Origin of the sequence: Methylocystis sp. JAN1 (assembly GCF_052186135.1) — a bacterium.
In the GTDB taxonomy this organism is placed as follows: domain Bacteria; phylum Pseudomonadota; class Alphaproteobacteria; order Rhizobiales; family Beijerinckiaceae; genus Methylocystis.
Window position 1 is genome coordinate 66885 of the sequence record NZ_CP181499.1, and the last position, 23927, is coordinate 90811.

The 23927-nt window shown below is 66.7% G+C and carries 22 protein-coding genes; 15 read left to right on the top strand and 7 right to left on the bottom strand.

Features of this window, described 5'->3' with window-relative positions; translation table 11 throughout:
* The first annotated feature begins 88 nt into the window (after positions 1-88).
* The 10 genes from bcsA (at position 89) to ACNHKD_RS00380 (ending at position 14089) form a co-directional block, all read left to right on the top strand.
* The gene (gene bcsA, locus ACNHKD_RS00335; protein WP_442755145.1) at positions 89-2386 is read left to right on the top strand and encodes a UDP-forming cellulose synthase catalytic subunit; all 2298 of its coding nucleotides are present in this window, start codon (positions 89-91) and stop codon (positions 2384-2386) included.
* On the top strand, positions 2383-5130 hold the full coding sequence (locus tag ACNHKD_RS00340; RefSeq protein ID WP_442755146.1) for a cellulose biosynthesis cyclic di-GMP-binding regulatory protein BcsB: 2748 nt from the start codon (positions 2383-2385) through the stop codon (positions 5128-5130). Before bcsA ends, ACNHKD_RS00340 begins: the two co-directional genes overlap by 4 nt.
* A complete protein-coding gene (locus ACNHKD_RS00345; RefSeq protein ID WP_442755147.1) occupies positions 5127-6329 on the top strand; it encodes a glycosyl hydrolase family 8 in 1203 nt (400 codons plus the stop codon). Before ACNHKD_RS00340 ends, ACNHKD_RS00345 begins: the two co-directional genes overlap by 4 nt.
* Positions 6317-8614 (top strand): hypothetical protein, encoded by a 2298-nt coding sequence (locus ACNHKD_RS00350; protein ID WP_442755148.1) that lies wholly within the window; start codon positions 6317-6319, stop codon positions 8612-8614. The genes ACNHKD_RS00345 and ACNHKD_RS00350 overlap by 13 nt, the downstream gene beginning before the upstream one ends.
* A gap of 226 nt (positions 8615-8840) precedes the next feature.
* A complete protein-coding gene (gene bcsN, locus ACNHKD_RS00355) occupies positions 8841-9986 on the top strand; it encodes a cellulose biosynthesis protein BcsN (RefSeq protein WP_442755149.1) in 1146 nt (381 codons plus the stop codon).
* Between the two features lie 140 nt (positions 9987-10126).
* Entirely contained in the window at positions 10127-11278 is a 1152-nt protein-coding gene (metX, locus tag ACNHKD_RS00360; protein WP_442756802.1) for a homoserine O-acetyltransferase MetX, read from the top strand.
* Positions 11275-11916: a methionine biosynthesis protein MetW gene (metW, locus tag ACNHKD_RS00365; protein WP_442755150.1), complete on the top strand. Its 642-nt coding sequence runs from the start codon at positions 11275-11277 to the stop codon at positions 11914-11916. The genes metX and metW overlap by 4 nt, the downstream gene beginning before the upstream one ends.
* A 199-nt stretch (positions 11917-12115) precedes the next feature.
* Positions 12116-12928 (top strand): Crp/Fnr family transcriptional regulator, encoded by an 813-nt coding sequence (locus ACNHKD_RS00370; protein WP_442755151.1) that lies wholly within the window; start codon positions 12116-12118, stop codon positions 12926-12928.
* 247 nt (positions 12929-13175) lie between these two features.
* On the top strand, positions 13176-13655 hold the full coding sequence (locus ACNHKD_RS00375; protein WP_442755152.1) for a hypothetical protein: 480 nt from the start codon (positions 13176-13178) through the stop codon (positions 13653-13655).
* 71 nt (positions 13656-13726) lie between these two features.
* Positions 13727-14089, top strand: coding sequence for a DUF1636 family protein (locus ACNHKD_RS00380; RefSeq protein WP_442755153.1), 363 nt, complete (start codon positions 13727-13729; stop codon positions 14087-14089).
* Between the two features lie 183 nt (positions 14090-14272).
* Here ACNHKD_RS00380 and ppa read toward each other — a convergent pair whose 3' ends face one another.
* The 3 genes from ppa to ACNHKD_RS00395 form a co-directional block, all read right to left on the bottom strand.
* Positions 14273-14809 (bottom strand): inorganic diphosphatase, encoded by a 537-nt coding sequence (ppa, locus tag ACNHKD_RS00385; protein ID WP_442755154.1) that lies wholly within the window; start codon positions 14807-14809, stop codon positions 14273-14275.
* 132 nt (positions 14810-14941) lie between these two features.
* Entirely contained in the window at positions 14942-15829 is an 888-nt protein-coding gene (locus tag ACNHKD_RS00390) for an anti-sigma factor family protein (RefSeq protein WP_442755155.1), read from the bottom strand.
* A 7-nt stretch (positions 15830-15836) separates the two neighbouring features.
* Positions 15837-16337: a sigma factor-like helix-turn-helix DNA-binding protein gene (locus ACNHKD_RS00395; protein ID WP_442755156.1), complete on the bottom strand. Its 501-nt coding sequence runs from the start codon at positions 16335-16337 to the stop codon at positions 15837-15839.
* 323 nt (positions 16338-16660) lie between these two features.
* Here ACNHKD_RS00395 and fabI point away from each other — a divergent pair, with 323 nt between their 5' ends.
* The 4 genes from fabI (at position 16661) to ACNHKD_RS00415 (ending at position 19143) form a co-directional block, all read left to right on the top strand.
* On the top strand, positions 16661-17521 hold the full coding sequence (fabI, locus tag ACNHKD_RS00400; protein ID WP_442755157.1) for an enoyl-ACP reductase FabI: 861 nt from the start codon (positions 16661-16663) through the stop codon (positions 17519-17521).
* A 194-nt stretch (positions 17522-17715) separates the two neighbouring features.
* The gene (locus tag ACNHKD_RS00405) at positions 17716-18312 is read left to right on the top strand and encodes a hypothetical protein (RefSeq protein ID WP_442755158.1); all 597 of its coding nucleotides are present in this window, start codon (positions 17716-17718) and stop codon (positions 18310-18312) included.
* Positions 18313-18577: 265 nt separating this feature from the next.
* Complete coding sequence (locus ACNHKD_RS00410; protein WP_442755159.1) at positions 18578-18838, top strand: ribbon-helix-helix domain-containing protein; 261 nt, start codon at positions 18578-18580, stop codon at positions 18836-18838.
* The gene (locus tag ACNHKD_RS00415; protein WP_442755160.1) at positions 18838-19143 is read left to right on the top strand and encodes a type II toxin-antitoxin system RelE/ParE family toxin; all 306 of its coding nucleotides are present in this window, start codon (positions 18838-18840) and stop codon (positions 19141-19143) included. Before ACNHKD_RS00410 ends, ACNHKD_RS00415 begins: the two co-directional genes overlap by 1 nt.
* 11 nt (positions 19144-19154) lie before the next feature.
* Here ACNHKD_RS00415 and ACNHKD_RS00420 read toward each other — a convergent pair whose 3' ends face one another.
* The 4 genes from ACNHKD_RS00420 to lspA all read right to left on the bottom strand — a co-directional run bounded on the left by ACNHKD_RS00420 (position 19155) and on the right by lspA (position 23286).
* Positions 19155-20438 (bottom strand): M16 family metallopeptidase, encoded by a 1284-nt coding sequence (locus tag ACNHKD_RS00420; protein WP_442755161.1) that lies wholly within the window; start codon positions 20436-20438, stop codon positions 19155-19157.
* Between the two features lie 86 nt (positions 20439-20524).
* Positions 20525-21856: a M16 family metallopeptidase gene (locus ACNHKD_RS00425; protein WP_442755162.1), complete on the bottom strand. Its 1332-nt coding sequence runs from the start codon at positions 21854-21856 to the stop codon at positions 20525-20527.
* A gap of 86 nt (positions 21857-21942) precedes the next feature.
* The gene (locus ACNHKD_RS00430; protein ID WP_442755163.1) at positions 21943-22665 is read right to left on the bottom strand and encodes a hypothetical protein; all 723 of its coding nucleotides are present in this window, start codon (positions 22663-22665) and stop codon (positions 21943-21945) included.
* 105 nt (positions 22666-22770) lie between these two features.
* Positions 22771-23286 (bottom strand): signal peptidase II, encoded by a 516-nt coding sequence (gene lspA, locus ACNHKD_RS00435; protein ID WP_442755164.1) that lies wholly within the window; start codon positions 23284-23286, stop codon positions 22771-22773.
* 337 nt (positions 23287-23623) lie between these two features.
* Between lspA and groES the strand changes: the two genes are divergently transcribed.
* Positions 23624-23911, top strand: a complete 288-nt coding sequence (gene groES / locus ACNHKD_RS00440; RefSeq protein ID WP_442755165.1) for a co-chaperone GroES — start codon at positions 23624-23626, stop codon at positions 23909-23911.
* Positions 23912-23927 lie beyond the last annotated feature (16 nt).

Consider the following 23927-nt stretch of genomic DNA (forward strand, 5'->3'; position numbering starts at 1 on the left):
TCCTCAGAAACCGTCGCTGACTCCATCGTTAACGTGGCTTTTAACACCCCCGTCTACAATTCGAGATGGGAAGATTGCGGGGTCGTGAATGTCAGGGTTGCGTGCGTTCGCGTGGGTTGCGACAGGCGTGCTCGCGGTTGCGTTGCTGACGCAGCCGGTGAGCGTGCAGGCGCAATTGTCGCTGAGCGTCACCATTATCGCCGTTCTGCTCGGCCTGTGGAAATTCGGCCGCAGCCCCATGGCCCGCCAGGCCTATCTCGCGCTCTCGAGCTTCATCGTCATCCGCTATGTCTACTGGCGTCTGACCTGCACGCTGCCGCCGACCTCCGACCCCGTGGGCCTCGGCTTCGGCCTCATCCTGCTCTCCGCGGAGCTCTACTGCGTCCTGATTCTAATCATCAGCCTGATCGTCAATGTCGATCCGGTGAAGCGCAAGCCGCTGACGCGCCGCGCCGACGAGGACCTGCCCGTCGTGGACGTTTTCATCCCGACCTATAACGAGGACGAATATATTCTGGCCACGACGGCCGCCGCCGCGTTGTCGATGGATTATCCAAGGGAAAAGCTCAATGTCTGGCTGCTCGACGACGGCGGCACGGACCAGAAATGCAACGACAAGAACCCCGCCAAGGCCGAAGCCGCGAAGCTGAGGCGCGCGTCGTTGCAGGAATTGTGCAAGCGGCTCGGCGCCCACTATCTGACGCGCGCCAAGAACGAGCACGCCAAGGCCGGCAACATGAACAGCGCGCTCGCCCATGTGAAGGGCGACATCGTGCTCGTCTTCGACGCGGATCACGCGCCCTTCCGCTCCTTCCTGCAGGAGACGGTCGCCTATTTCATCGACTATCCCAAGCTCTTTCTCGTCCAGACGCCGCATGTTTTTCTCAATCCCGACCCGATCGAGAAGAACCTGAAGACCTTCGAGCGCATGCCGTCCGAGAATGAAATGTTCTACTCGATGACGCAGCGCGGCCTTGATAAATGGGACGCCTCCTTCTTCTGCGGCTCCGCGGCGCTATTGCGCCGTTCGGCGCTGATGGAGGCGGGCGGCTTCTCCGGCGTCACGATCACGGAAGACTGCGAAACCGCCTTCGAACTCCACGCCAAGGGCTATAACAGCATCTTCGTCGACAAGCCGCTGATCGCCGGCCTGCAGCCCGAGACCTTCGCATCCTTCATCGGGCAGCGCGTGCGCTGGTGCCAGGGCATGCTGCAGATCATGGTGCTCAAGAATCCCGCGCTGAAGAAGGGCCTCAAGCCCATTCAGAAGCTCGGCTACCTCTCGAGCATGACCTTCTGGTTCTTCCCCTTTCCGCGCCTCATCTTCATGCTGGCGCCTCTCGCCTACATCCTTTTCGACGTGAAGATCTTCGTCTCGAACGTCGACGAGGCGGTGGCTTTCACCGCGACCTACATGATCTCCAACGTCATGCTGCAGAACTATATGTTCGGCGCCGTGCGCTGGCCGTGGGTGTCGGAGCTTTACGAATATTGCCAGGGCGTGTTCCTCAGCAAGGCGATCGTCTCCGTGCTGATGAATCCCAGAAAGCCGACTTTCAACGTCACGGCGAAGGGCCTCACGCTCGACAACGACCATCTCTCCGAGCTGGCCTGGCCCTTCTTCGCCATCTATCTGATGCTGCTCACCGGCACGCTGGTCGCCGCCTTCCGCTATGTGGTGGAGCCCGGCGTCAGCAATCTGATGATGATTGTCGGCATCTGGAACACCTTCAATCTCATCATGGCGGGCGTCGCGCTCGGCGCCGTCTCCGAGCGCAAGCAGCCCGACCGCCATCCGCGCCTCGCCATCAAGCGCAAGGGCTGGCTCGATTTCAGCGACCAGCGCGTCGCGGTCGAGATCGTCAACGTCTCGGCCGGCGGCTGCGCCGTGCGTCTCCTCGAGGAGATGCCGCCCATGCTGCTTGAGGCCGAGGACACGCGCGCCCGCCTGACGATCGAGCCTGTCGGCGACCTTGTCGGCAAGCGCAGCCTGCCGCTCATCTTCCGCCGGGGCCCGAACGCCGGGGACGACGTTTTCGGCTGCGAATTCGACACGATGCAGGCCGAGGAATATTTCGTGCTCGCCGACCTCATGTATGGCGACTCCGACGCGCTGCCGCGTTTCCTCGCCAGCCGCCGCAAGCACAAGAGCGTCTGGGCCGGCACGGGCCAGTTCATCTGGTGGGGCCTGGTCGAGCCGTTCCGCGCCCTCGCCTATCTCTTCAAATCCAAGCCCAAGGCCGAGGAGGAAACCGCCGCGGCGCCCGCGCAGCCGCCGCAAGCCTCGACCGCCTGGCTCAAGCGCCTCGTGGCGCAGGCAAGCGACGGAGAGAAGAAACCGGCCGAAGGGAACGCGCTGCAGCCTGCGGCGCGAAAGTCGGCATGACGAGATTCCGCCCCTTTGACACGCGCGCAATGCGCGGTCTTCGCGTCTTTGCGGCGACCGGCGCGCTGGCCCTCGTCGCCTCGCAGGCGCTCGCCCAGGCGATCTTCCTCACCGCGCCGCAGGAAGTCTCGCGAATCAACCGGCCGCCAATCAGCATCGACCCCGCGCCCGTGAACACGACGCCGGCGCGGCCGCCGCAATACGCCGCGCCGGCGCCCGCCCAGCCCCCTGTTCAGGCGCAGGCGCCCCAGCTTCCCGCCGCCCCGGCGCGGACGCCGGCGCTCCAATTCCCCGCGCCGGCGGCGCCCGGCGCGGCCCAACCCCCTGCGCCGGGCTCGGGTCCTTTGGCGGCGGCGGGACCACGACCGACGCTCAAAGCCCGCCCGACGATGCTGCGGCATCTGGCCAACAACATTCAGGGCTATCGTCTCGCGGGCGAGATCGGCTCGTCCGAATGGCCGATGTACATCACGGACAAGCAGGCGCGGCGGCGCCTGCAGTTCCAGCTCGGCTATCTCTCCGCGGTCTCGGTGATGCCGGAATTTTCGCGGCTCATCCTCTCGATCAACGACCAGCCCGTCGGCGCGACGCCGATCACGGCCATGCAGACGGTGAAGACCGTCGTCTTCGACATCCCGCCCGGCTTGCTGCGTCCCGGCTTCAACTCCGTCCGAATCACGACCGAGCAGCGCCACCGCGTCGACTGCTCGCTGGAGGCGACGCAGGAGCTGTGGACCCAGATCGATCCCACGCAAACCGGCCTCATTCTCGACGAAGCCGACGCTGCGATCGACGCGATTTCCGATCTCGGCGCCCTGCCCGCCGACGAGCAGGGCGCCCTGCCCTTGCGCGCCGTGCTCCACGCCAATCCGACGACCCGCGACATCGAGCGCATGTTGCGCGTCGTTCAGCTCATTTCGATCATCGGCCGTTTCGAGCAGCCGGTCGTTGACGCGGGCGCCCTCGCCGGGGGCCGCTACGGCGCCAATCTCCTCGTCGGCACGGCGGCGGAGCTCGCCGCCATCGCCGGTCCGCAGATGGTGGGCGTCGTCACCAAGCCGCGGGCCTTCGTGCTGCCGGCGACGCCGGAACGCCGAACGACCATCGTCGTGACGGGCGCCGACGCCCAGCAGGTCGACGAGGCGATCAAGCAGTTCCTCGTCGCGACGAAGCCGAAGGGCGCGGCCGCGGGCCTGCGCGCCGCCGCGGCTTTCCCGGGCTACCGGGTCGAGGGCGGTCAGCGCCTTCGACTGGCCGATCTCGGCGTCCGCAGCGCGGAATTCGACGGCCGATTGTTCAGGACGGCCTTCAACATCATCATGCCGTCGGACTTCTACCCGGCGGATTACGGCCGCGCGACGGTGCGCGTGGCCGGCGGCTATTCGCCGGGCCTCACCTCGAAGGCGCAGCTCGTCATGTATGTGAACGAGCGCACTGCGGTCAGCCTCCCCTTGCTCAAATCCACGGGCGAGGTCTTCAAGGACAATCCGCTGCCGGTGCCGCTCGGCTTCCTGCGGCCGGGCCTCAACCGGATCGAGATCGAGGCGCATGTTCCGACGCCGTCGGACGAAAGCTGCGACACGCTGGCTGCGAAAGACGCGCCCAACCGTTTCCTCTTCCTCGACGCGACGGAGATTGAAATCCCGCTGATCGCCCGCGTCGGCCGCCTGCCCGATCTCGCCGTCACGGCGACGGGCGGCTTCCCCTTCGCCGGCGCGCAGCGCCGCTCCAAGCTTTACATGCCGCGCATCGATCCCAAGACGATCGGGGCCGCGGCGACTTTCGTCGCGCATCTCGCCGTCGTCGCCGGACGGCCGATCGACTTCGAAATCACCCAGACGCCGCCGCTCAAGGCGAAGAGCCCCACGCTCGCCGTCGCGCCCTATGACGCGCTCGATCCCGATCTTCTCAAGAAGCTCGACATGCCCGTCGACGATCTCTCCCGCGTCTGGCGCGAAAAGATCGGCGTCGAGAGCCGCGGCGGAACGGAAATCGACGACAATGCGGTCGCCGTCGACGCCCCGACGCGCAATCGCCTCGTGCTGCAGAACAACTTCCCGATGGCCTGCCATCCGCCGCGCTCGCTCGGCGGCTTCCGCGCCATGCTGCGCAATATCGACCGCTTCGCCGTCGGCGCCACGGAGGAGGACGACTCCGCCGAGGACGCGCCGCCCGCCTCCGTCGGCGAGGAGGAAGAAGCCTCGAGCGACCTTTTCCAGGAATGGGACGCGCGCCTGCGCAACGAGAACCGACTGAGCTGGCTCATCGACTTCATGCGCGGCGTCGGGGAATGGGGCAAGGCCAAGTTCACCGATGCGGGCGACCTGTTCCGCGGCTTCGAGCGCGGCGCCTCGCCCTCCGAAATGTCGCCCGAGACCTCGCTTGCGCTCGGCCAGAACATTCTCGGCGGCGCGAACGAAAACGTCTGGACCGTGCTCACGGCGCCGAACGCGGACGCGCTCGCCGACTCCGTCGCCTGCCTCGTCGATCCGCGCGTGTCGCGCCAGATCGCGGGCCAGGTGTCGCTCCTCGACATCTCGAAAGCGAAAATCGACGCGATCCCGGTCTCGAACACGCATTTCGTCATCACGCAGCCGCTCTCCGTGGGCAATGCGCGGCTCATCGCCGCCGGCTGGCTGTCGCTGCATTCGCGCTATTATGTCGGCGCGGCGCTCCTGATCGGCTTCCTTCTCGCGCTGACCACGCGCGTCTTCGTCAAGAATGTCGGCCGGAGGACGCCATGACCGGCCGCGACTTGACTCGCGGCGCGAGCCGCTTCCTGCGCATCGCCGTCTTGGGGTTCGCCGCGCTCGTCGCCGCGCCGGCGACCGCGCAGATCGCGCCGCAGCCGGAAGCGCCGCAAGCCGCCGATCCGGCGCCGCCGGGAGACGCCCCCGCGCCGGAGCAGAAGAAGCCGCCGCGCCTCGTGCTCGACGGGCGCTCCCTGCCGCTTGGCGGCGCGCTGAAGATCCCCGGCATGTGGCAGGCCTATAAAGCGCGCTTCGTGACCGAATCCGGGCGGGTCGTCGACACGGGCAACAATCTCATCAGCCACAGCGAAGGCCAGGGCTACGGCATGCTGCTCGCCGTCGCCGCCAACGACCGCGCGGCCTTCGACCGCATCTGGGGCTGGACGCGCGCCAATCTCATGGTGCGCGACGACGCCCTGCTCGCCTGGCGCTGGGAGCCCGGCAAGCGCCCTGCGGTCGCCGACATGAACGACGCCTCCGACGGGGACATTCTCGTCGCCTGGGCGCTGGCGGAGGCGGGCGATTTCTGGAACGACATGAGCTACCGCACCGCGGGCCGGCGCATCGCCGTCGAAGTGGCCCGCAAGACGATGATCTTCAAGACGAAGATGGGCGCCATTCTGCTGCCGGCGGTCTCGGGCTTTCATGAGAACGACCGCGCCGACGGGCCGATCATCAACCTGTCCTATTACGTTTTCCCGGCCTTTACGCGGCTGAAGCTCGTGGCGCCCGAGGTGGATTGGCCGGGCCTCACCCAGACGGGCCTCAATCTTCTCGACGCCACCCGCGCCTCGCCGGAGACGCTGCCGCCGGACTGGATGTCGCTGAAGGACTGGACCTACAAGCCGGCCGACGGCTTTCCGGCGCAGTTCTCCTATAACGCCGTCCGCGTGCCGCTCTACATGGCCTGGGCCGGCATTGGCGAGCGGGAGCAATATGAGCCCTTCATGGCGCTGGTGCGCAAGACGCGCGGCTCCATGTCGATCATCGACGTCTCGAACGGCGTCGAAGTCGGCAAGTTCGGGGACGCCGGCATCGGCGCCATCGGCGCGCTCACCGCCTGCGTCGTGGAAGGCTCCAAGGCGCCGCCGCAGCTCTTCATGCTCGCGCCGCAGGACAATTACTATCCCGCGACGCTGCAGCTTCTCTCGGTCGTCGCGATGCAGATGAGGTACGCCTCATGCCTGCGATGACGCGCCTCATCCTCCTCTTTGCGATCCTGGCGGGGCTCGCCGCGAGCGGGGCGCGCGCGGCGGCGCCGCTCCCCGGCCCCAAGCCGGCAAGCGCCAAGGCGCCGGACGCGAAGCCGGCGAAAGCCCAGCCGGCCAAGGCGCAGGAGGCGAAGCCGCAGGATCTGAATTCGACCGATCCGCAAGCCGCCATTGACGGCAAGCCGAAATCCAAGGCGGCGCGCCAGCGGCAGGCGATTCCGGTCGTCGGCGACCCGGTGGGGCCCGACGATTTCGCGCTCCGCTACTACGCTTCGCTGAAGCAGACCGCGCGCGTCAACGCCGAGCTCGCGCGCCTGCACACGCTCTATCCCAGTTACGAGCCGCCGCAGGATCTCTACGAGACGCCCGCCTCGAACGCCATCGACGAGGAGCCCTTCTGGGCGCTCTTCGCGGCGGACAAGATCGACGAGCTGAAGGCCGCGATCGACGCGAAAGAGCGCGAGATTCCAGGCTGGAAGCCCTCGGCCGACCTCGCGAGCAAGCTGCGGCGCAAGGAGCTGCGTCTCAAGATTTCGGCGCTCTGGAAGGCCGACAAGATTCTCGACCTCGTCGACTATCTCAAGAAGGAGGACACGAGCGAGTTGCAGGACGACGTCGACGTTTTGTGGACGATCGCGGAGGCCTATGCCCGCGCGCGACAGAATGAAGACGCCGTTAACATGTTTAAGCGCATTCTAACGTCGACGAAGGATCCCCAGATCCGGGTCGCAACGATTCAGAAAGCGCTTGGCTCCCTCCGCATGGCCGACGTCGAAACATTGCTCGCCGCCGTCCCAGGCGCGTCCCAGGGAACGGGCGAATTCGCGCAGATCGCGATCGACATCACTCGTGCGCGCATCGCCGCCTTCCTGCATGACGAGCGCACCGAGGAGCCGCCCTCCGCCGACATGGCCAAGTTCGAGGCCTACGCCAGGAGCAGCAAGGACGCGAACCAGATCGGCCTCGTCGCTTGGTACGACTACAAGCGGCGCGATTTCAACGCCGCGCTCGATTGGTTCAAGCTCGCCATCCAGTACGACGGCGACGCGATGATCGCCCACGGCCTCGCCCATTCGTTGCGCGCGCTCAACATGAAGCGCGAGGCGGAGGAAGTCGCCTATGCGTGGCACGAGCCGCTGACGAACAACATGATTCTGTTTCTCGACCTGCTCGAGACGGATCTGACGCGCGAGGTTCCCCCCTATATCGAGGCCGACCGCCTGGCGCGCTACGCCAAGGTGACCATGGAGGCGAGCTCCGGCGAAGGCGCGCAGGCGCTTGCCTGGTACGCCTATAACAGCTGCCAGTGGGACGTCGCGAGGTTCTGGTTCGAGCGTGCGGTCGCGTGGTTCCCCAAGGACGCGACGGTCTATGGCTACGCGCTGAGCATGAAGCGCCTGAAGGACGAAAAGGGCCTCTACGCGCTCGCCAACCGCTATGACGGACTCTTCGCCAAGGTCATCGAAATTCTCTTTCCCGACGGCTATTACCATCCGCCGTCGCCCTGCGATCAGAAGGGCTTTGAGAAATTGCACGGGCCGGGCGTCAAAACGGCCGCCTTCGTCGCGCCGGGGCCGGCGCTGATTCCGGGCGCGCCGCCCAATTACGCGCCGCTCGACATGAACTACGCGGCGCAGAAAAACGCATCCTATCCGACCAACACGCAGCCGGGGCAGGAGGAGAAGCGCGTCCAGGCGATGCTGAAGGCGATCAAGGGCAAGTTCCCGGCGCAGGTCTCCATGGAGAACCCGCTGCGCTTCCGCGCCCTGCCGATCGCCTCGCTGCTCGCGCAACGCGCCCCGGCCATGGGCTTCCCGGCCGCCGCCGAGGGTCCCTATCGCAAGGAACCCGCGACGGCGCCCGCGCCGCTCGTCGCGCGCCGCGTGCCGGGCGTCGGCCCCATGCCCTACGAGCAATACGGCTTCAGCCTGTTGCCGGGCTGGAATGGCCAGGAGACGGCGAGCTGGCCGCCCTATTCGCAGCAGATCGCTCCGGCCGGCACGATGTGGGCCGACCAGGAGGCCGATCCGGCCAGGGCCGGCCTCGCCGTCTTCGACCAGCGCAGTCCCGCCAACGCCCGCGGCCTCGCGCCCGGCGGGTCGGGCGCCGCGGTCTATGGCCAGCAGCCCATTGCGGGCTACGGCCAGCAGCCGCCGACCCGCTCCTTTGGGGCGGGCGCGACCGGCAATTATCTGGGCGGCTATGCGCCGCCCACCCCGCCGCGGGCGCCCGCCTACGGCCAATATCCACTGCCAGTGAGCCGATGAGATGACCCCCTCGAACGGCCTTCCGCCCCACTCCCGCCAAATCGCCGCCGCGCTCTGCGCGGCTCAGTCTGTTGACAAACCTCCAAGGCGGCCTCGTGCTTCGAGACGCGCGCTGTGCGCGCTCCTCAGGATGAGGCCTAAGTGTTTGGCGCTGAAAGAAGAAGCCCCTCATGCTGAGGAGCTTGCGCAGCAAGCGTCTCGAAGCACGAGGGGCGTCAGCCCCACTTTGTCAGCAGTCTGCGCCGCGCTCTGCGCGGCTTTCGCGCTTGGCCTCGCCGCCTGCGGCCAGAGCCAGCCGGAGCGCAGCTTCGCGACCGACCCCAACGCCGCCGTCACCGGCCAGTTCGTGGCCGGCCAGACCCTGTCGGCCCCGATCACCGCGGCCGACCTCAAGGACGACACGGCGAGCTTCGCCATTCTCACCCTGCCGCCCGAAGTCGTGCGCAACGGCCGCGTGACCGAGAAGCAATACGTCAATGGCTGGCGCCAGAGCATGTCGCTCGACAAGACGAAGGAGGGCGGCGACTGGAACGACCTTTCCATCGAGGTCCAGTCGGCGCCTCCGTCCGGCGGACGGGGCGAACTCGTCATCGGCAAGCCGACGCAGGAAGGCGTTCGCCGCGAAATTCTCGCGCGCTTCCAGGGCACGCCCATGCGCATCGTCAACCGGCCCATGTTCAATTCGCTCGGACCGTATGGGCTTGCGATCGGCGCGGGCGCCGGCGGGCTGCGCTGCGCCTTCGCCTGGCAGTGGGTGGAAAACTTCGCCGCCGGCGGCCGCGGCGAAAAGTCGGGCTTCTTCAGCAGCGGCGACATGCCCGCCTCGATCCGCATGCGCCTGTGCCGGCGCGGCGTCACGGCGGACGAACTCGCGGCCTGGTTCGAGCAGCTCGGCGTCTCGCAGCAGAATCTCGCGCGCATCGCCGACTCGATGCGCCGCAACATGGCGATCCAGGGCATAGAGGGACAGGCGGGCGCGCCCGGCGCCCTCGGGCCGATCGTCTCGGCCCAACCGGGCGGCGGACGCGTGCGGGCCTCTGTCGACTCGCTCGAATCGAGCCTGCTTGGGGGCGGCGGCGAGCCCGCGGAGGTCGTTCCCGCGTCGCGCCCCGCGAAGCGCGCCGTGCGCCGAACCGCGCGCAAGGCGGGGCCCGCCGAGCCTGCGGCGGAGCAGCCGGAAGCCCCGGTCGGCGCCCCGGCCCCATCCGTGCCGTCCGACGGACGGCGCTATCTCGGCCCGGTTTCGGACGCTGGCGGCGGCCCGCAATACGCCGCGAGCGCGCCCCCCGCGCGCGGCGCGGGCTTCGGAGCGGCGATCGACGGCCTGCCCGCCCAGGCCCTTCGCGGGCCGCGCGCCGTCGCGCCGTATTAGAAGCCGCTATTTCGGGCCTTGACAGTCCCGGCCCGCGCCTCGATGTTGCCGAACAATTCGTTCGGCATATCGAACGCGAGGATGGGTTGGACAATTCACGTCAGGCGCCGGCGCCCGAAGGAGGGACGCTCGCCCGGAAGATACTCGACGCCAATGGCAGGCCGCATGGCAAGACAATCGTCTTTCCGGCCGGAAAGGCGCTCGTCACCGACGGCGGCGGGCGCATCGCCCCGCTTGTGATCGGATTCGAAACCTACGGCGAATTGAACGCCGACCGTTCCAACGCCATTCTGCTCTGCCACGCTTTGACCGGCGACCAATATGCGGCAGGCGTTCATCCCGTGACCGGGAAGCCCGGCTGGTGGGACGCCATGGTCGGCCCCGGCAAGCCCTTCGACACGGACAAATATTTCCTCATCTGCTCCAATGTCGTCGGCGGCTGCATGGGCACGACCGGCCCGTCCTCGATCAACCCGGCGACGGGCAAGCCCTATGGCCTCGATTTTCCGGTGGTCACGATCCGCGACATGGTGCGCGCGCAGGCGATGCTCGTGGATCATCTCGGGATCGACACGCTGTTCTGCGTCGCGGGCGGGTCCATGGGCGGCATGCAGGTGCTGCAATGGGCGGCGAGCTATCCGGAACGGGTCTTCGCCGCCATGCCCATCGCGACGGCGGCGAAACACTCCGCGCAGAATATCGGCTTCAACGAGGTCGGCAGGCAGGCGGTGATGGCCGATCCCGACTGGCGGGGCGGGCGCTATCTCGAACAGGGCGTGCGTCCCGAGAAGGGCCTCGCCGTGGCGCGCATGTCGGCGCACATCACCTATCTCTCCGAGGCCGCGCTTCAGCGCAAATTCGGCCGCAAGCTCCAGGATCGCTCGGCGCCGACCTTCTCCTTCGACGCCGATTTCCAGATCGAGAACTATCTGCGCTATCAGGGCGTCGCTTTCGTCGAGCGTTTCGACGCCAATTCCTATCTCTTCGTGACGCGCGCCTGCGACTATTTCGATCTTGCGGCCGATTACGGCGGCGCTCTCGCAAAAGCCTTCAAGGACACCAGGACGCGCTTCTGCGTCGTCTCCTTCACCTCCGACTGGCTTTATCCGACTTCTGATTCGCGCGCGATCGTCCATGCGCTCAACGCCGGCGGCGCGTCGGCGTCTTTTGTCGAGATCGAGTCGGACAAGGGCCATGACGCCTTCCTGCTGCACGAGCCCATGTTCATCGCGACCACGCGCGGCTTTCTCGAAGCGGCCGCCGCGGCGCGCGGCCTGCGGGCGCGCCCATGACGAAAGCTCGCACGAACCGCCTCGATCATCTGCTGATCGCCGACATGGTGGAGACCGGCGCGCGCGTCCTCGACGTCGGCTGCGGCGACGGCGCCCTGCTGCAGCTCCTCGCGGAGGCGAAAAGCGTCGACGGGCGCGGCGTCGAGCTGTCGCAGCGCGGCGTGAACGAATGCGTCGCCAAGGGACTCTCCGTCATTCAGGGCGACGCCGACACGGATCTCGCGGATTATCCCGACGACGGCTTCGACTATGTGATTCTTTCGCAGACATTGCAGGCGACGCGCCATCCGCGCGAAGCGCTGCAAAACATGCTGCGCATCGGCCGGCGCGCGATCGTCTCTTTCCCGAATTTCGGCTATTGGCGCGTGCGCGCGCAGCTCGCTTTTCGCGGCCGCATGCCGGTGACGGGAAATCTCTCCTATAGCTGGCACGACACGCCCAATATCCATCTCTGCACGATCCGCGACTTCGTGGAGCTCGTCGAGGCTCTCGGCGCCCAGATCGAACGCGGCGTGGCGCTCGATCACGCCGGCGCGCCGATCCGCGTCAACGCGCCCTGGTGGGTTTGGAACCTTTTGGGGGAACAGGCGGTCTTCCTTCTCGCGCGCGACGCCGCCGCAAGCCCGCGCTCGAGCTGACGGCGACGGAGGACGCCCTTCGGCCCTCATGCGACGGTTTGTCCCGCGCGCTCGGCTTTCGCCGCGCGCACATTCGCGTTAGCCTCCAATAAATCCATCGGTTGAGCCCCATTGCATTTGAGCTGGCGGCGCCGGGAGCAACCAAGCTTCGAGAAGCAACGAGGCCGCGCGAGGTTTTCGCGGAAGGGGAGGCGTGGGCGTGGCGACACAGACGGATATCGGGCTGAGCCTCGCCGAGCCGCGGAAAGGTCGCGCCGGCCGCCGCGGCGCGCGCGCCGCCATCGCCGAACCGCCGTCCTTGCGCGATCTGCGCCTCTTCGCCAATGTCGATAACGAGACGCTTGCGCGTCTGACGCTCGAGGCGAAGGTCGAGACCTTTGACGACGGCGCCGTCATTTTCCGCCAGGGCGATCCGGTGAGCGCGGTGGTCGTCATTCTTCGCGGCTTCGTGAAAATCCTGCGCATCGCGTCCTGCGGCGACGAGACGCTGATCGGAATCAGCTCCGACGGCGAGACGGTGGGCGAGCCGCCGGCGAGCGCCAATGAGACATGCCGGGTCTCGGCCGAGGCGATCGGCCCTACCGCGGTCCTGAAATTTCCCGCCCCGCGTTTTGTCAGGCTGATGAAGGAATCGCCGTCGCTTTGCCTGGCGGTGATGCAGGACGGCAAGGAAAAGATCGCGGCGCTGGTGACCGAGATCGAATCCCTCAAGGCGCAAAACGCCGATCAGCGCCTCGCCAATTTCATTCTGTCGCTCTGCCCGCCGGGCGAGGAGCAATGCCGCTTCCGCCTCCCTTACGACAAGCGCCTCATCGCGGCGCGGCTCGGCGTGAAGCAGGAGACGCTCTCGCGCGCCTTCGCCAAGCTGCGCGAGCATGGCGTGCGCACGGAGACGCGCGACGTGCTCGTCGAAAGCGTCTCTCGCCTCGTCGACCAATGCGACCAGCTCGGCCGGCAGGGCCGCCTGCCCTCGGAGCGCGCCGAGCAGGCGAGCCGGGAAGACGCGGCGTAACGCGCGCGTGACGCAAAGAACGCCAGGACGATCGGGTGAACAACCGTTTTGGACATTGGCCGCCCAATGCCTCCCCTTTACGGCTAAGGGAGTCACACATCTTTCCCCTGCGTTCCGGAAGATCGGGCGCTCCCCTTCTCCCACAGGCCTTCCACAGGTGGGAGAAGGCGGCCCTCCCCCCCGATTGTCGCAGCGGCAGCGCGGGGCTAGGCTGCCCGCGATTTTCATTTGATCGCAGGAGGCGCCGATGGCGCAGAAGCATTTCCTCTCCCTCGCCTTCGCTCTTTGCTGTTTTACGCCAGCGGGCGCCTTCGCGGGAAACGCGACCGGGCCGGCCGCTCTGGCGCTGGCCGCCATCGTCGGCGAATCCGCGCCGCTCGTCCACGTCCAGGACAAGCGGCTCCTCGCCGCCTATCTCAACGGCTACGCCGACGCGCCCCATGCGAAAGGAGAGCGCATCGCGGTGAAGGCCGACGCCATCGACTGCCGCGCGAGCAATGTCGACCTCACGTCCCACGCCTGCACGCTGACCTTCGGCCCCCGGAAGGTCGAGCTTTCCGGGCGCAAGGCGCATGAGCTCTACGCCACGCTGATCGAGAACGGCGTCGCCGCGGACGGCGCGGCCGGAACGATCCATGAAGCAATCACTGCGCTCGACTGCGAGGTCGACGCCGCTGAAATCGCAGCCAGGGCAGGCGGCGGCGCGCGCTGCGCCTTCAAACCGTAAAGCCGCGCCGACGCTCTTGTCTTTCGCGCGAGGCTGTTCGAAAAGAGCCGCGGGGACAAGGGAGAATAAGCGTGTCGAAGGCGGATGTGACGATTTTCGTTTGCGTGTCCTGCCGGGACGCGGCCGACCCCGAACGTCGCCCGGGAGCGGCCTTCATCGACGCGCTGCGCGCCCGTCTCGAAGAGCGCAAGCTCGCTTTGGCGGTCGAGCCCGTCGAATGCATGGCCGTCTGCAAGCGGCCGGCCACCGTCGCGCTGACGGGCGCCGACAAATGGACCTATGTGCTCGGCGACCTCGCGCTCGACGTCCATATCGACGAGGTGATCGACTCGGCGCAGCGCTTCGCGGAAAGCGAGAACGGCATCGTGGCCTGGAAGGACCGCCCGACCTGCTTCCGCAAGGGCGTCGTTTCGCGCACGCCGCCTTTGCCGTGAGAAACCGCCGTCATTGCGCGCGCAACGCAAATGGCGCCATCCCCTCTCCCCGCAAAGCCCGTCGGAAGACGGGCGCAGGCTGCTGACGCCCCTCGTGCTTCGAGACGCTTGCCGCGCAAGCTCCTTGAGCATGAGGGGCTTCTTCCTTCAGCGCCAAACACTTTCGCCGCGCGGCGCCTTAGTTTACTTCTTCTCCGCCTTGGCGCGCTCGATGCCCGCCGCGATGAGGGCGCGGGCGTCGGCGGCGTCGCCCCAGCCGGCGACCTTGGCCCATTTGCCGGGCTCCAGATCCTTGTAGTGCACGAAGAAATGCTCGATGCGCCGCCAGGTCATTTCCTGAAGGTCGGTGTAGTTCTGCACGTCCTTATAGCGCTGGGTGAGGCGCGTCGACGGCACGGCGATGATCTTCTCGTCGCCGCCGGCCTCGTCCGTCATGCGCAGCACGCCGATCGGCCGCACGGCGATCACGGCGCCGGGAGCCACCGGACGGGTGTTGGCGACGAGCACGTCGCACGGATCGCCGTCATCCGACAGCGTATGCGGGATGAAGCCGTAATTTCCCGGATAGCGCATCGCCGTATAGAGGAAGCGGTCGACGAACAGCGTGCCCGAAGCCTTGTCGAGCTCATATTTGATCGGCTCGCCGCCGAGGGGGACTTCGACGACGACATTGACTTCATGCGGGGGGTTCGCGCCGATCGGAATGGCGTCGAGACGCATTCATTTAGCTCCGGTTTTTCGAGGGATTCCTGTGGCGCGTTCGTAACGCGCGCTGGCGATCTTTCATAATCGAATCGCCCCTGGACTATTCCATCAAACCTGGGCGGACTCTAGTGCGCCGCCAGAAGGCGGTTAACGTTTTTCAGCTTCCGGGCTCGCGACGGCCGTGGCGGCGCGCTCGGCCGCGGCCTGCATATCCTCCGGGGCGAGCGGACCGACAAGCACGAAGGCGAAGCCGCCCGCCCGCCACTCGATCGCCGTGACCCCCTGCCCCGCGCGCGGCTCCTGCGGCGCGCCGGCCGCTTCCGCGCGCTCGAAATAGAGCCCGATGCGGGCGCCGTCGGCCCGCTCATAAATCAGCAGGCCCGCCGGCGCCGCGACGCCCGGCGCGACGCGCCCGCCCATCAGCCGCAGGCCCAGATCGGCGAGGTCGGGCGGGCGCGAAAAGCCGACCCGCTCGGTGAGCCAGGCGACGAGTTCGCCCCGGCGCGAAATGTCGATCTCGACCGGCCTCGCATCATAGACATAGGTCGCATAAGTCAGCCCCGCGCGACCCGCATAGCTTTGCGTCAGCGAGGCGGCGACGGGCGGGCGCGGCGCCTCGCCCCGGCCCGCGAGGACCAGCGCCGCGACCCCCGCGACGGCGGCGCCGGCGAGCAGCGTCAATATGGTGGAGAGCAGCGCCTGCTTGCGGCGATTGGCGCGAAGCTGGTCGGAGCGCTGCGCCGGGCGCGAGGCGCCCGGACGGCCCCAATGGATGGCGCCGGTCTCGATCGGCCCCTGGATAGGCGCGGGCGTGCGGGTCGCGGCGTCTTTCAGCGAGAGCGGCAGCATTTCGAGCGCCACGGGCTCAAAGGCGGCGCGCAGGGCGGCGTTCTGCCGCCGCCAGCCCTCGACGAGAGCCATGTCCTCGGGATGCGCGAGCAGGTGGTCCTCGACCTGGCGGCGCCGCTCAGCGTCCAACTCGCCGTCGACGAGCGCGTGAAGGTCGGCTTCCTCGATGAGTTTTCGAGAGGTCAAGGCGCGCCTATTTCACGACGCGCAGATGCGCCGCGGCGCGGCGGGCGCTCTCGGCGCCGGCGGCCGGCCGCAGACTCTCGACGCACAGCGCGGCGCGGGCGCGCATGAGGCGGGCGAGCAGCGTCTCACGCGGCGCCCCGATGATGCGCGAGGCGACGGCGTAGCCAAAGCCTTCGAGGGAGACGAGCAGCAGCGCCGCGCGATCCTCGAAGGAAAGCTCGGCTAGCCCATGCACGACCGGCGGGTGGCGCGGCGCCGGGCGGAGCGCGTCGTCAAGGCGCTTCGCCGCCATGGCGGTCAATGCGATATAGGCCTCGACACGGGCCTCCGCGAAATCCGGGGGCTTCAACTCCCTGGCGCGGATGCGGGCCGCGACGCTCTGCAGGGCGCTTTGCACGAGTTCGTCCGACAGCGCCTGCCCCGCGCCGGCGCAGAGCGCCCGCGAATAGCGGCGCAACGCGGGAGCGGTTCCGCCCAACCCTTCCAGGATGTCGGCTTTCTTGCCCATTTTCGGCCCGTTCAAGAAGGCTTGGCCATTAGTGGCGTTTCCTATCGCATGATAGGTCAAACGGCCGCAAATGGCCATGGGGCGCATCCTAGCATTTTTGCTTACGACTTACGTAGCCCTATATGGCCGCGGCCGGATGACGCCGGGTTCGGACGAAATCGCCCGAACGCGGATCGGGCGATCTCGTTCAAAGGCCTGGGGCCGCGCTCTTCCCGGAAAACCGGTTCCTGCTTTTTCGCGGCGCCTTCCAGGGTTTCCTTTGCCCGAAAAGCGCGCTAAAGGGCGCCTCATCGAAGTTTTAAGCTTTAGAAATGGACGCCCCGATGACCGAGACCGCCTCGCCCGCCGCTCCTTTCGCCGGAATTCTCGCCGGAAAGAAGGGCCTGATCCTGGGCGTCGCCAATAACCGCTCGATCGCCTGGGGCATCGCCAGAGCCTGCGCGCAGGCGGGCGCCGAACTGGCGCTCACCTATCAGATCGAAGCGCTGGAGAAGCGCGTGCGTCCGCTCGCCGCCGAGCTGGGCGCCCATGTCGTCGGCCGCTGCGACGTCGCCGAGACGGAGACGATCGACGCCGTCTTCGCGGAGATCGAGAAGCTCTGGGGCAGGCTCGATTTCGTCGTCCACTGCCTCGCTTATTCCGACAAGGACCAGCTCGACGGCCGCTATGTCGACACGACGCTCGACAACTTCCTGATGTCGATGAACATCTCCTGCTACAGCTTCACGGCCGTCGCCCAGCGCGCCGAGAAGCTGATGGCGGAAGGCGGCTCGCTGCTCACGCTCACCTATTACGGCGCCGAGAAATGGATGCCGCATTACAACGTCATGGGCGTGGCGAAGGCGGGCCTGGAAGCCTCGGTGCGCTATCTCGCCGCCGATCTCGGCGTGAAGAACATCCGCGTCAACGCCATCTCCGCCGGCCCGATCAAGACCATGGCGGCCTCCGGCATCGGCGACTTCCGCTACATTCTGCGCTGGAACGAATACAACTCGCCTTTGCGCCGCGTCGTGACGATCGAGGAAGTGGGCGAGAGCGCCGTCTATCTTCTGTCGCCCATGGCGCGCGGCGTCTCCGGCGAAATCCTGCATGTCGACGCGGGCTATCATGTCGTGGGCATGATGAATCCGAGCGCGGCGCCGAAAATGGCGGATCTGCTGGCGCTGTTGCCGCAGGAGAAGTGATCAGCCCTTCCAGGGGTTGAGGACGGGAACGCGCGCGCGCTCGAATTCAGCGACGTCGCGCGTGACGACAGTCAAACCATGCTGCAGCGCCGTCGCGGCGATGATGAGGTCTGGCTGCCATGCACGGAGACGCGCTGCGCCCTTCGCTGCGCACGCGCCGCACCTGCGGCGAAAGGAATTGCGGGAGACGCTGGGTGTTCGACTACTACTACGAAGCGGATGTCGACGCGATTGCAAGCTACAACAACGGCCAAAAGCTGAATTCCCCGACACTGCTTCGCGTTGAGATGGGGGCTGCACCGTATGATGGCGATCCCTTCGCCGCCCAAATTGTTCTTTTGCTCAACAATCCAACCTTCACAATTGACAGCGTTCCCGAAGACCATCGCCTGAAATTCGACGGTTGGCCCCTAGCGGGGCTTCATCCATGCGTTCGAGAAGGTTTCCGCGACTGGTATAACCGCCCGCTTGGCTACCTGATCAAACGATTTGGAGCGCAATCGGTAAGCCAGCGGATCGCTATCCTTCAAATCATTCCTTGGGCGTCAAAATCATTCGACATCAGATGCGAGTTGCCGTCCAGAGAAAGACAAGTGGCAATCGCCACAGAAGCCGTCAACCGTGGAGCGATTGTGATCATTGGACGAAGCACTTCGTTTTGGAGGAGCAAACTAGGCCAAGCAGACAACATTTACACGGCAAAAAACGCGCGTAACCCAACAATAACGCCAAAGGGGCTAGGGATCAGTGACGAGATGTTCGACGCTCGCATCTCAACACTGTTCCGTTAATCAGACTAGGCCTCCGATTTTCTTGGCAGAAACTCGCTTGTCAAACCCTTGCCACTCCTCGCAACCCGCCGTCGCCCCAGCAGATTCTTCGCCGCGCGCTTGCGGTCTTCCAGCATCACGATGGCGATCTTGCCGTTGCGCTCGTCGAGATAGCTGGGCTCGAAGCCGTCCTGCTGCAGATGGACGAGTTGGCTCGCGATCTTCGCCGAGGCCCCGAGCGCAAGAGCCCTACCCGACTTCCGGCTTTGCGTGTTATCAACTGATTATGTCGATCACCCTAACCCCCGATCAGGAAGCCTGGCTCGAGGCGCATGTCGCCGCCGGCGAATTCGCTTCGGTGGAGGAAGCCGCCCGACAACTCCTCGATGAACGCATCGCCGAACTGGCGACCGGGTTCGAGGACGACATGGCTTGGGCGAAACCTTTGGTCGATGAAGCCCTTGCAGCGATCGCGAAGGGGGAAGTCCTGACGCTGGAAGAGCACAGGGCGCGCAACGCCAAGCGTCTTGTCGCGCTGCGTCGATAGTGGCGCATATCCTTGTTTCGTCCGCAGCGGACGCGGACGCCGCAGCCATTATCGCCGACCTCGGGTCAAAGGCGGGAGCGACCATCGCCGCCCGCTACGACGCCGATTTCGACGGGCTATATCAGCGACTATCGGAGTATCCCGAGAGCGGCGCGCCCCGCCCCGTTCTTGGACCGGCCGTGCGCGTCTGTGTCATTTCCCCTTACGTCGTCATCTACCAGCATGCGCCGCGGGAGAACGCCGTCATCATCCTGCGCATCGTGCATGGGCGGCGCGACATCAATCGCAAGCTCTTAGGAGCGTAACGAGCGCCCCCTCACACCCCCTCCGGCCGCCCCACCATCGTCACCAGCAAGCCGCCATCCCCCAGCAGCCTCGATGCCGCGCGCTTGCAGTCCTCCAGCCCCACGGCCGCGATCCTGCCGTTGCGCTCGTCGAGATAGCTGGGTTCAAACCCGTCCTGCTGCAGATGCACGAGCTGGCTGGCGATCTTGGTCGAGGTGTCGAAGCGCAGCGCGTAGGAGCCGATGAGGAATTTCTTGGCCTTGTCGAGTTCGTCCTCAGTCGGGCCCTCGTCCGCGAAGCGGCGGATTTCTTCCTCGATCACGCCCAGCGCCTCGCCCGCGCGCTCGTTCTTCGTCGCGGCGGCGCCGAGCAGCATGGGGCATTGGTCGTATTCGTTGAGCTGCGAATAGACGCTGTAGGCCATGCCGCGCTTCTCGCGCACTTCGCGGAAGAGGCGCGCGGTGAAGCTGCCGCCGCCGAGAATGTGGTTCGCGACCACCACGGCGAAATAGTCGGGATCGCGCTTCGTCACGCCCGGGCGGCCGAAGCGGATCGTCGTCTGGGGAATGTCGAGCGTCACGATGTGGCGCGAGCCGACGCCCGCGAGCGCGATCGGCGCGACGGGCGCGAGATCGTTGTCCGCGGCCAGCGCCCCGAAGGTCGCGTCGAGATGCTCCGACAGCGTCTTGGCGTCGATGGCGCCGACGACCGCGATCTTGAGATCCTTCCTGGCGAAAAGCCGCTCGCGCATGGCGACGAGATCGGGCCGCGAGAGCGTCTCGATCGTGGCGAGGTCGCCGCGCACCGGGCGGCCATAGGGATGGCCCGGAAAGGCCGCCTCGCGGAACGCCTTGGACGCCATTGCGTCCGGCTCGTTCTGGTCGCGCTTCAATTCCGCGACAAGCTGGCTGCGCACGCGCGCGACGTCGGCCTCGGAAAGGCGCGCGTCGAGCAGCGCGAGCTTCAGCAGCTCGAACGCCTTGTCGGTGTTTTTCGACAGCGTCTGCAAATGGCCGGAAACGGAGTCGCGGTCCGCGCCGAAGCCGATATGGATCGCGAGGTCCTCCACCGCCCGGTGGAAGCCGCGCGCGTCATAGGGACCGGCGCCCTCGTCGAGCAGGCCCGAGAGCAACGTCGCGACGCCGGGCTTCTCGGGCGGGTCCTGGGCGGCGCCGCCGCGCATCGAGAACTCCAGCGCGACGAGCGGCACGGCGTAGCTCTCCACGAGCCAGGCGGCGACGCCGCCGGGCGTGACGATCTTCTGCACATGCTCGGCGCGGGAAGCGATGGTGACGGCTGGGGCGTGGGCGGTCATGGGCGGTCCTAGCGAATGGCGAGTGGCGAAAAACGAGGAGTGAAATGCGAGCAGCTCTCCCTTCGCTACTCGCTATTCGCTAGTCGCTATTCGCAAGGCAACAAAAAGCCGGTCACGGCTCGGCGCTTGTCGAGCCACTTCTTCGCCGCGGCGGTCACGTCGGCGGCGGTCACCGCCTCCATGCGCGCGGGCCAGGCGAGCACATCCTCTATGGTGAGGCCCGTCGCCAGCGCCTCGCCGTACCAGCGGGCGAGCGAGGCCTGGCTGTCCTGCGCATAGACGGCGTCGGCGACGAGCCGCGTCCTGGCGCGGGCGAGATGCGCCTCGTCGATCGGATGCTCGATGAAACGCTTGATCACACGGTCGATCGCCTGATCGAGCTCCTCCAGCGTCACGCCGGGCGCTGGCGTCGCATAGACCCAGAGCCGCGTGTCGTCGACGGCCGAGCCGAGGTAATAGGCCCCGGCGCCGACGGCGACTTTCTCCTCCACGACGAGCGTCTCGTAAAGCGCGCTGGTCGCGCCGCCGCCAAGCATATAGGCGAGCGCCTCCAGCGCCTCGGCCTCGCCGGGCGCGGCCGTCTTGTAGGACGGCACGAGGAAGACGCGCTCATGGGCGGGCTGCTCGACCTTCTCGTCGGCGAGAGAAACGAGCCGGTGCGCGCGATGCGGCGGCTCCTTGGTGCGGTTGCGGCGCGGGGGCTCGGCGCGGGCGGGGATCTTGCCGTAGGCCTCCCTGGCGAGCGCGAGCACATCGTCCGCCTCGACGTCGCCGGCGACGACCAGTATGGCGTTTTCCGGCGTGTAGAAACGGCTGTAATAGGCGAGCGCGTCCTCGCGGTCGAGGCTTTCGATCTCGTGGTTCCAGCCGATGATCGGCGTGCCATATGGATGATGCGCGAAAAGCGCCGCCTGCACCGCCTCGTCGAGCTGTGACGACGGATCGTTGTCCGTGCGCATGCGGCGCTCCTCCAGCACCACGTCGCGCTCGGGCGTCACGACTTCGTCGGTGAGGACGAGATTGCTCATGCGGTCGGCCTCGAACGCCATCAGCGTGCCGAGATGCTCCTTGCCGATACGCTGAAAATAGGCCGTGTAGTCGTAGCTGGTGAAGGCGTTCTCCTGACCGCCCAGCTCGGCGACGAGATTGGAGAACTCGCCCTGCGGATGGTTCCTGGTGCCCTTGAACATCAGATGTTCGAGAAAATGGGCGATGCCAGACTTGCCGACCGGGTCGTCGGCGGAGCCGTTCTTATACCAGATCATGTGGGTCACGACGGGCGTGCGGTTGTCGGGGATAACCACGACCTCCAGACCGTTGTCCAGTTTGAAATGCGAAATATTGGCGCTGGCGCGCGCCGAGTCGCCGGCCGCGCCCGGGGTGAGCGAGACGGTCGGCGACGCAGGCGAAGACGACATGAACGGGCCTTTCTGGCGGCGCTGGGCCGCTCGAAGCGGGAAAACCTTGTCCCCTTAATATAGGCCCAAAACCGCAGAGCCGGAACTCACTCCTTACCCGGGTCCTTAAGAACGAAACGCGGCATCTGGAACCAGCCGCTCTCGGACGAATTGCCGGCGGCCGCGGCGCGCTGTTGGGCGGGCGCCGCGCCGGCGGTCTGAGCCACGGGGTCGCTGTCGCTCCCGCCGCCGCCAATATAGCTCAGGGGATTCCACCAGGAAGTCGATTTCTTGGGATCGGAGTCGCGAATCTTGGCGAGGTCCGTCGTGGGGCGGCGATAGCCCGAGGGCGGCTCCGTCAGCATGCGGCGGGCCGGCTCATCCATGACAGGCGCGCTGGACCGCGCGCCAGCGTTGAGCGCGCGCTGAAGGAAACCCGGCTCGTCGTCCGTGCCCGGCGCATAGTCCGGCTTGGGACCGCGGAGGCGTTCGAGCAGCCCCTTCTTCTTTTCCTCCGGCGGCGCGTTCGCCACCTTCGCGTAACGGTCGGTGTTCCGGCGGCGAGCGGCGGCGGCGTCGCTGGGCCAGCCCTCCGGCCGGGCCGCCTTCTCCTGCGGGGCCGGCAGATCGCCGACGCGCGGGGGGAGAACCAGTTTGGGTCGCTCGCCATAGTCGATCTTGTCGGCGCTCGGATCCGACGAGTAGCCGACGAGCTCCATCACGGAGCTCATCGTCGACTTGTCGTCATAGGCCTGAGCCGACGCGCCCGAGAGCGCCGCGAGGCCGGCGACGGCGCACAGCGCGCGGCGCGAAGACCGTGCAAGCTTCATGTCTCAACTCCTTGCCCGAAAGCCCGCGCGCGCGGCGCGCAAGCCGATCCCTGCTCGTCAAGCGCACCATGTGCGCGACTTGTTGGCGATTTAGTGGCGCCGCGCTCACGCAGCCTCCTCCCGCGCGGGCGGAGGCGCCAAAAGGCTTTCAAAAAGCAGAAGCGCCACGCCCGCTGTAATAGCGACGTCGGCCACGTTGAAGACGTAATTGGCCAGCGGTCCCACGGGCAGCGTCGTGTGCAGATAAAAGAAATCCGCGACCGCGCCCCGCGCCAGCCGATCCGCGGCGTTGCCGAGCGCGCCGCCGATGACGAGGCCGACTGCGAGCGTCGTCAACCGGTTGGTCGCCCGCCACATCCACCAGAAGAGGCCCGCGACGATGACCGCCTGCCCCGCGAGGAGCAGCGCCCGGCCCATGCCCTCATGCGCCGGAAAGAGCGAGTAGGAGATTCCGTAATTCCAGGAGAGCACCAGGTCGAGAAAGGGCGCGAGCGCGATCGGCTGGCGCGCCTCGATGCCGAAGACGTTCAGCATCCAGAACTTGTGGGCCTGGTCGAGGGCGGCGGCCGCAAGAGCGGCGAGGAGGCCGAGGGCGCGGGGCGATGAAGAAAAGGGCGGCAAACCGGCGTTCTCTGAATGGCGAGCGGCGCTCCCGGCGCCGCCGTCTTCCTTACCGTCGCGGCGAGCCGGCGGCTAGATCGCGCCGCCTTCGGACGAATCGCCTGAACGCAGGCGGGGCGATCGAACCGAAAGGTTTACGGCGCGCTTCAGGCGAGAACCCAGTTCCCGCTCTTTTCGCGGCCGCGCCCCGGCCGTCCAAAAATCTTGACATCCGATCCGTCCCGGCATATTTCCCACGCGCTGCTGGCACTCGTCGTAAGAGAGTGCCAGTAATTTCGCTTATGGCTTGCGGCGGGCGGATTTTCCTGCCCGGCGCGCAGAAAAGGAAGACATTGCAATGGCGTTCCGTCCCCTGCACGACCGGATCGTGGTCAAGCGCATTGAAGGCGAAGAAAAGACCAAGGGCGGCATCATCATCCCCGACACCGCCAAGGAAAAGCCCCAGGAGGGCAAGGTGATCTCGGTCGGCCCCGGCGCCCGAGACGAGAGCGGCAAGCTCGTTCCCCTCGACGTGAAGGCCGGCGACCGCGTGCTCTTCGGCAAATGGTCCGGCACCGAGGTCAAGATCGACGGCGAAGACCTGTTGATCATGAAGGAAAGCGACGTTCTGGGCATCGTCGAATAACTCGGCCCGCCCGTTA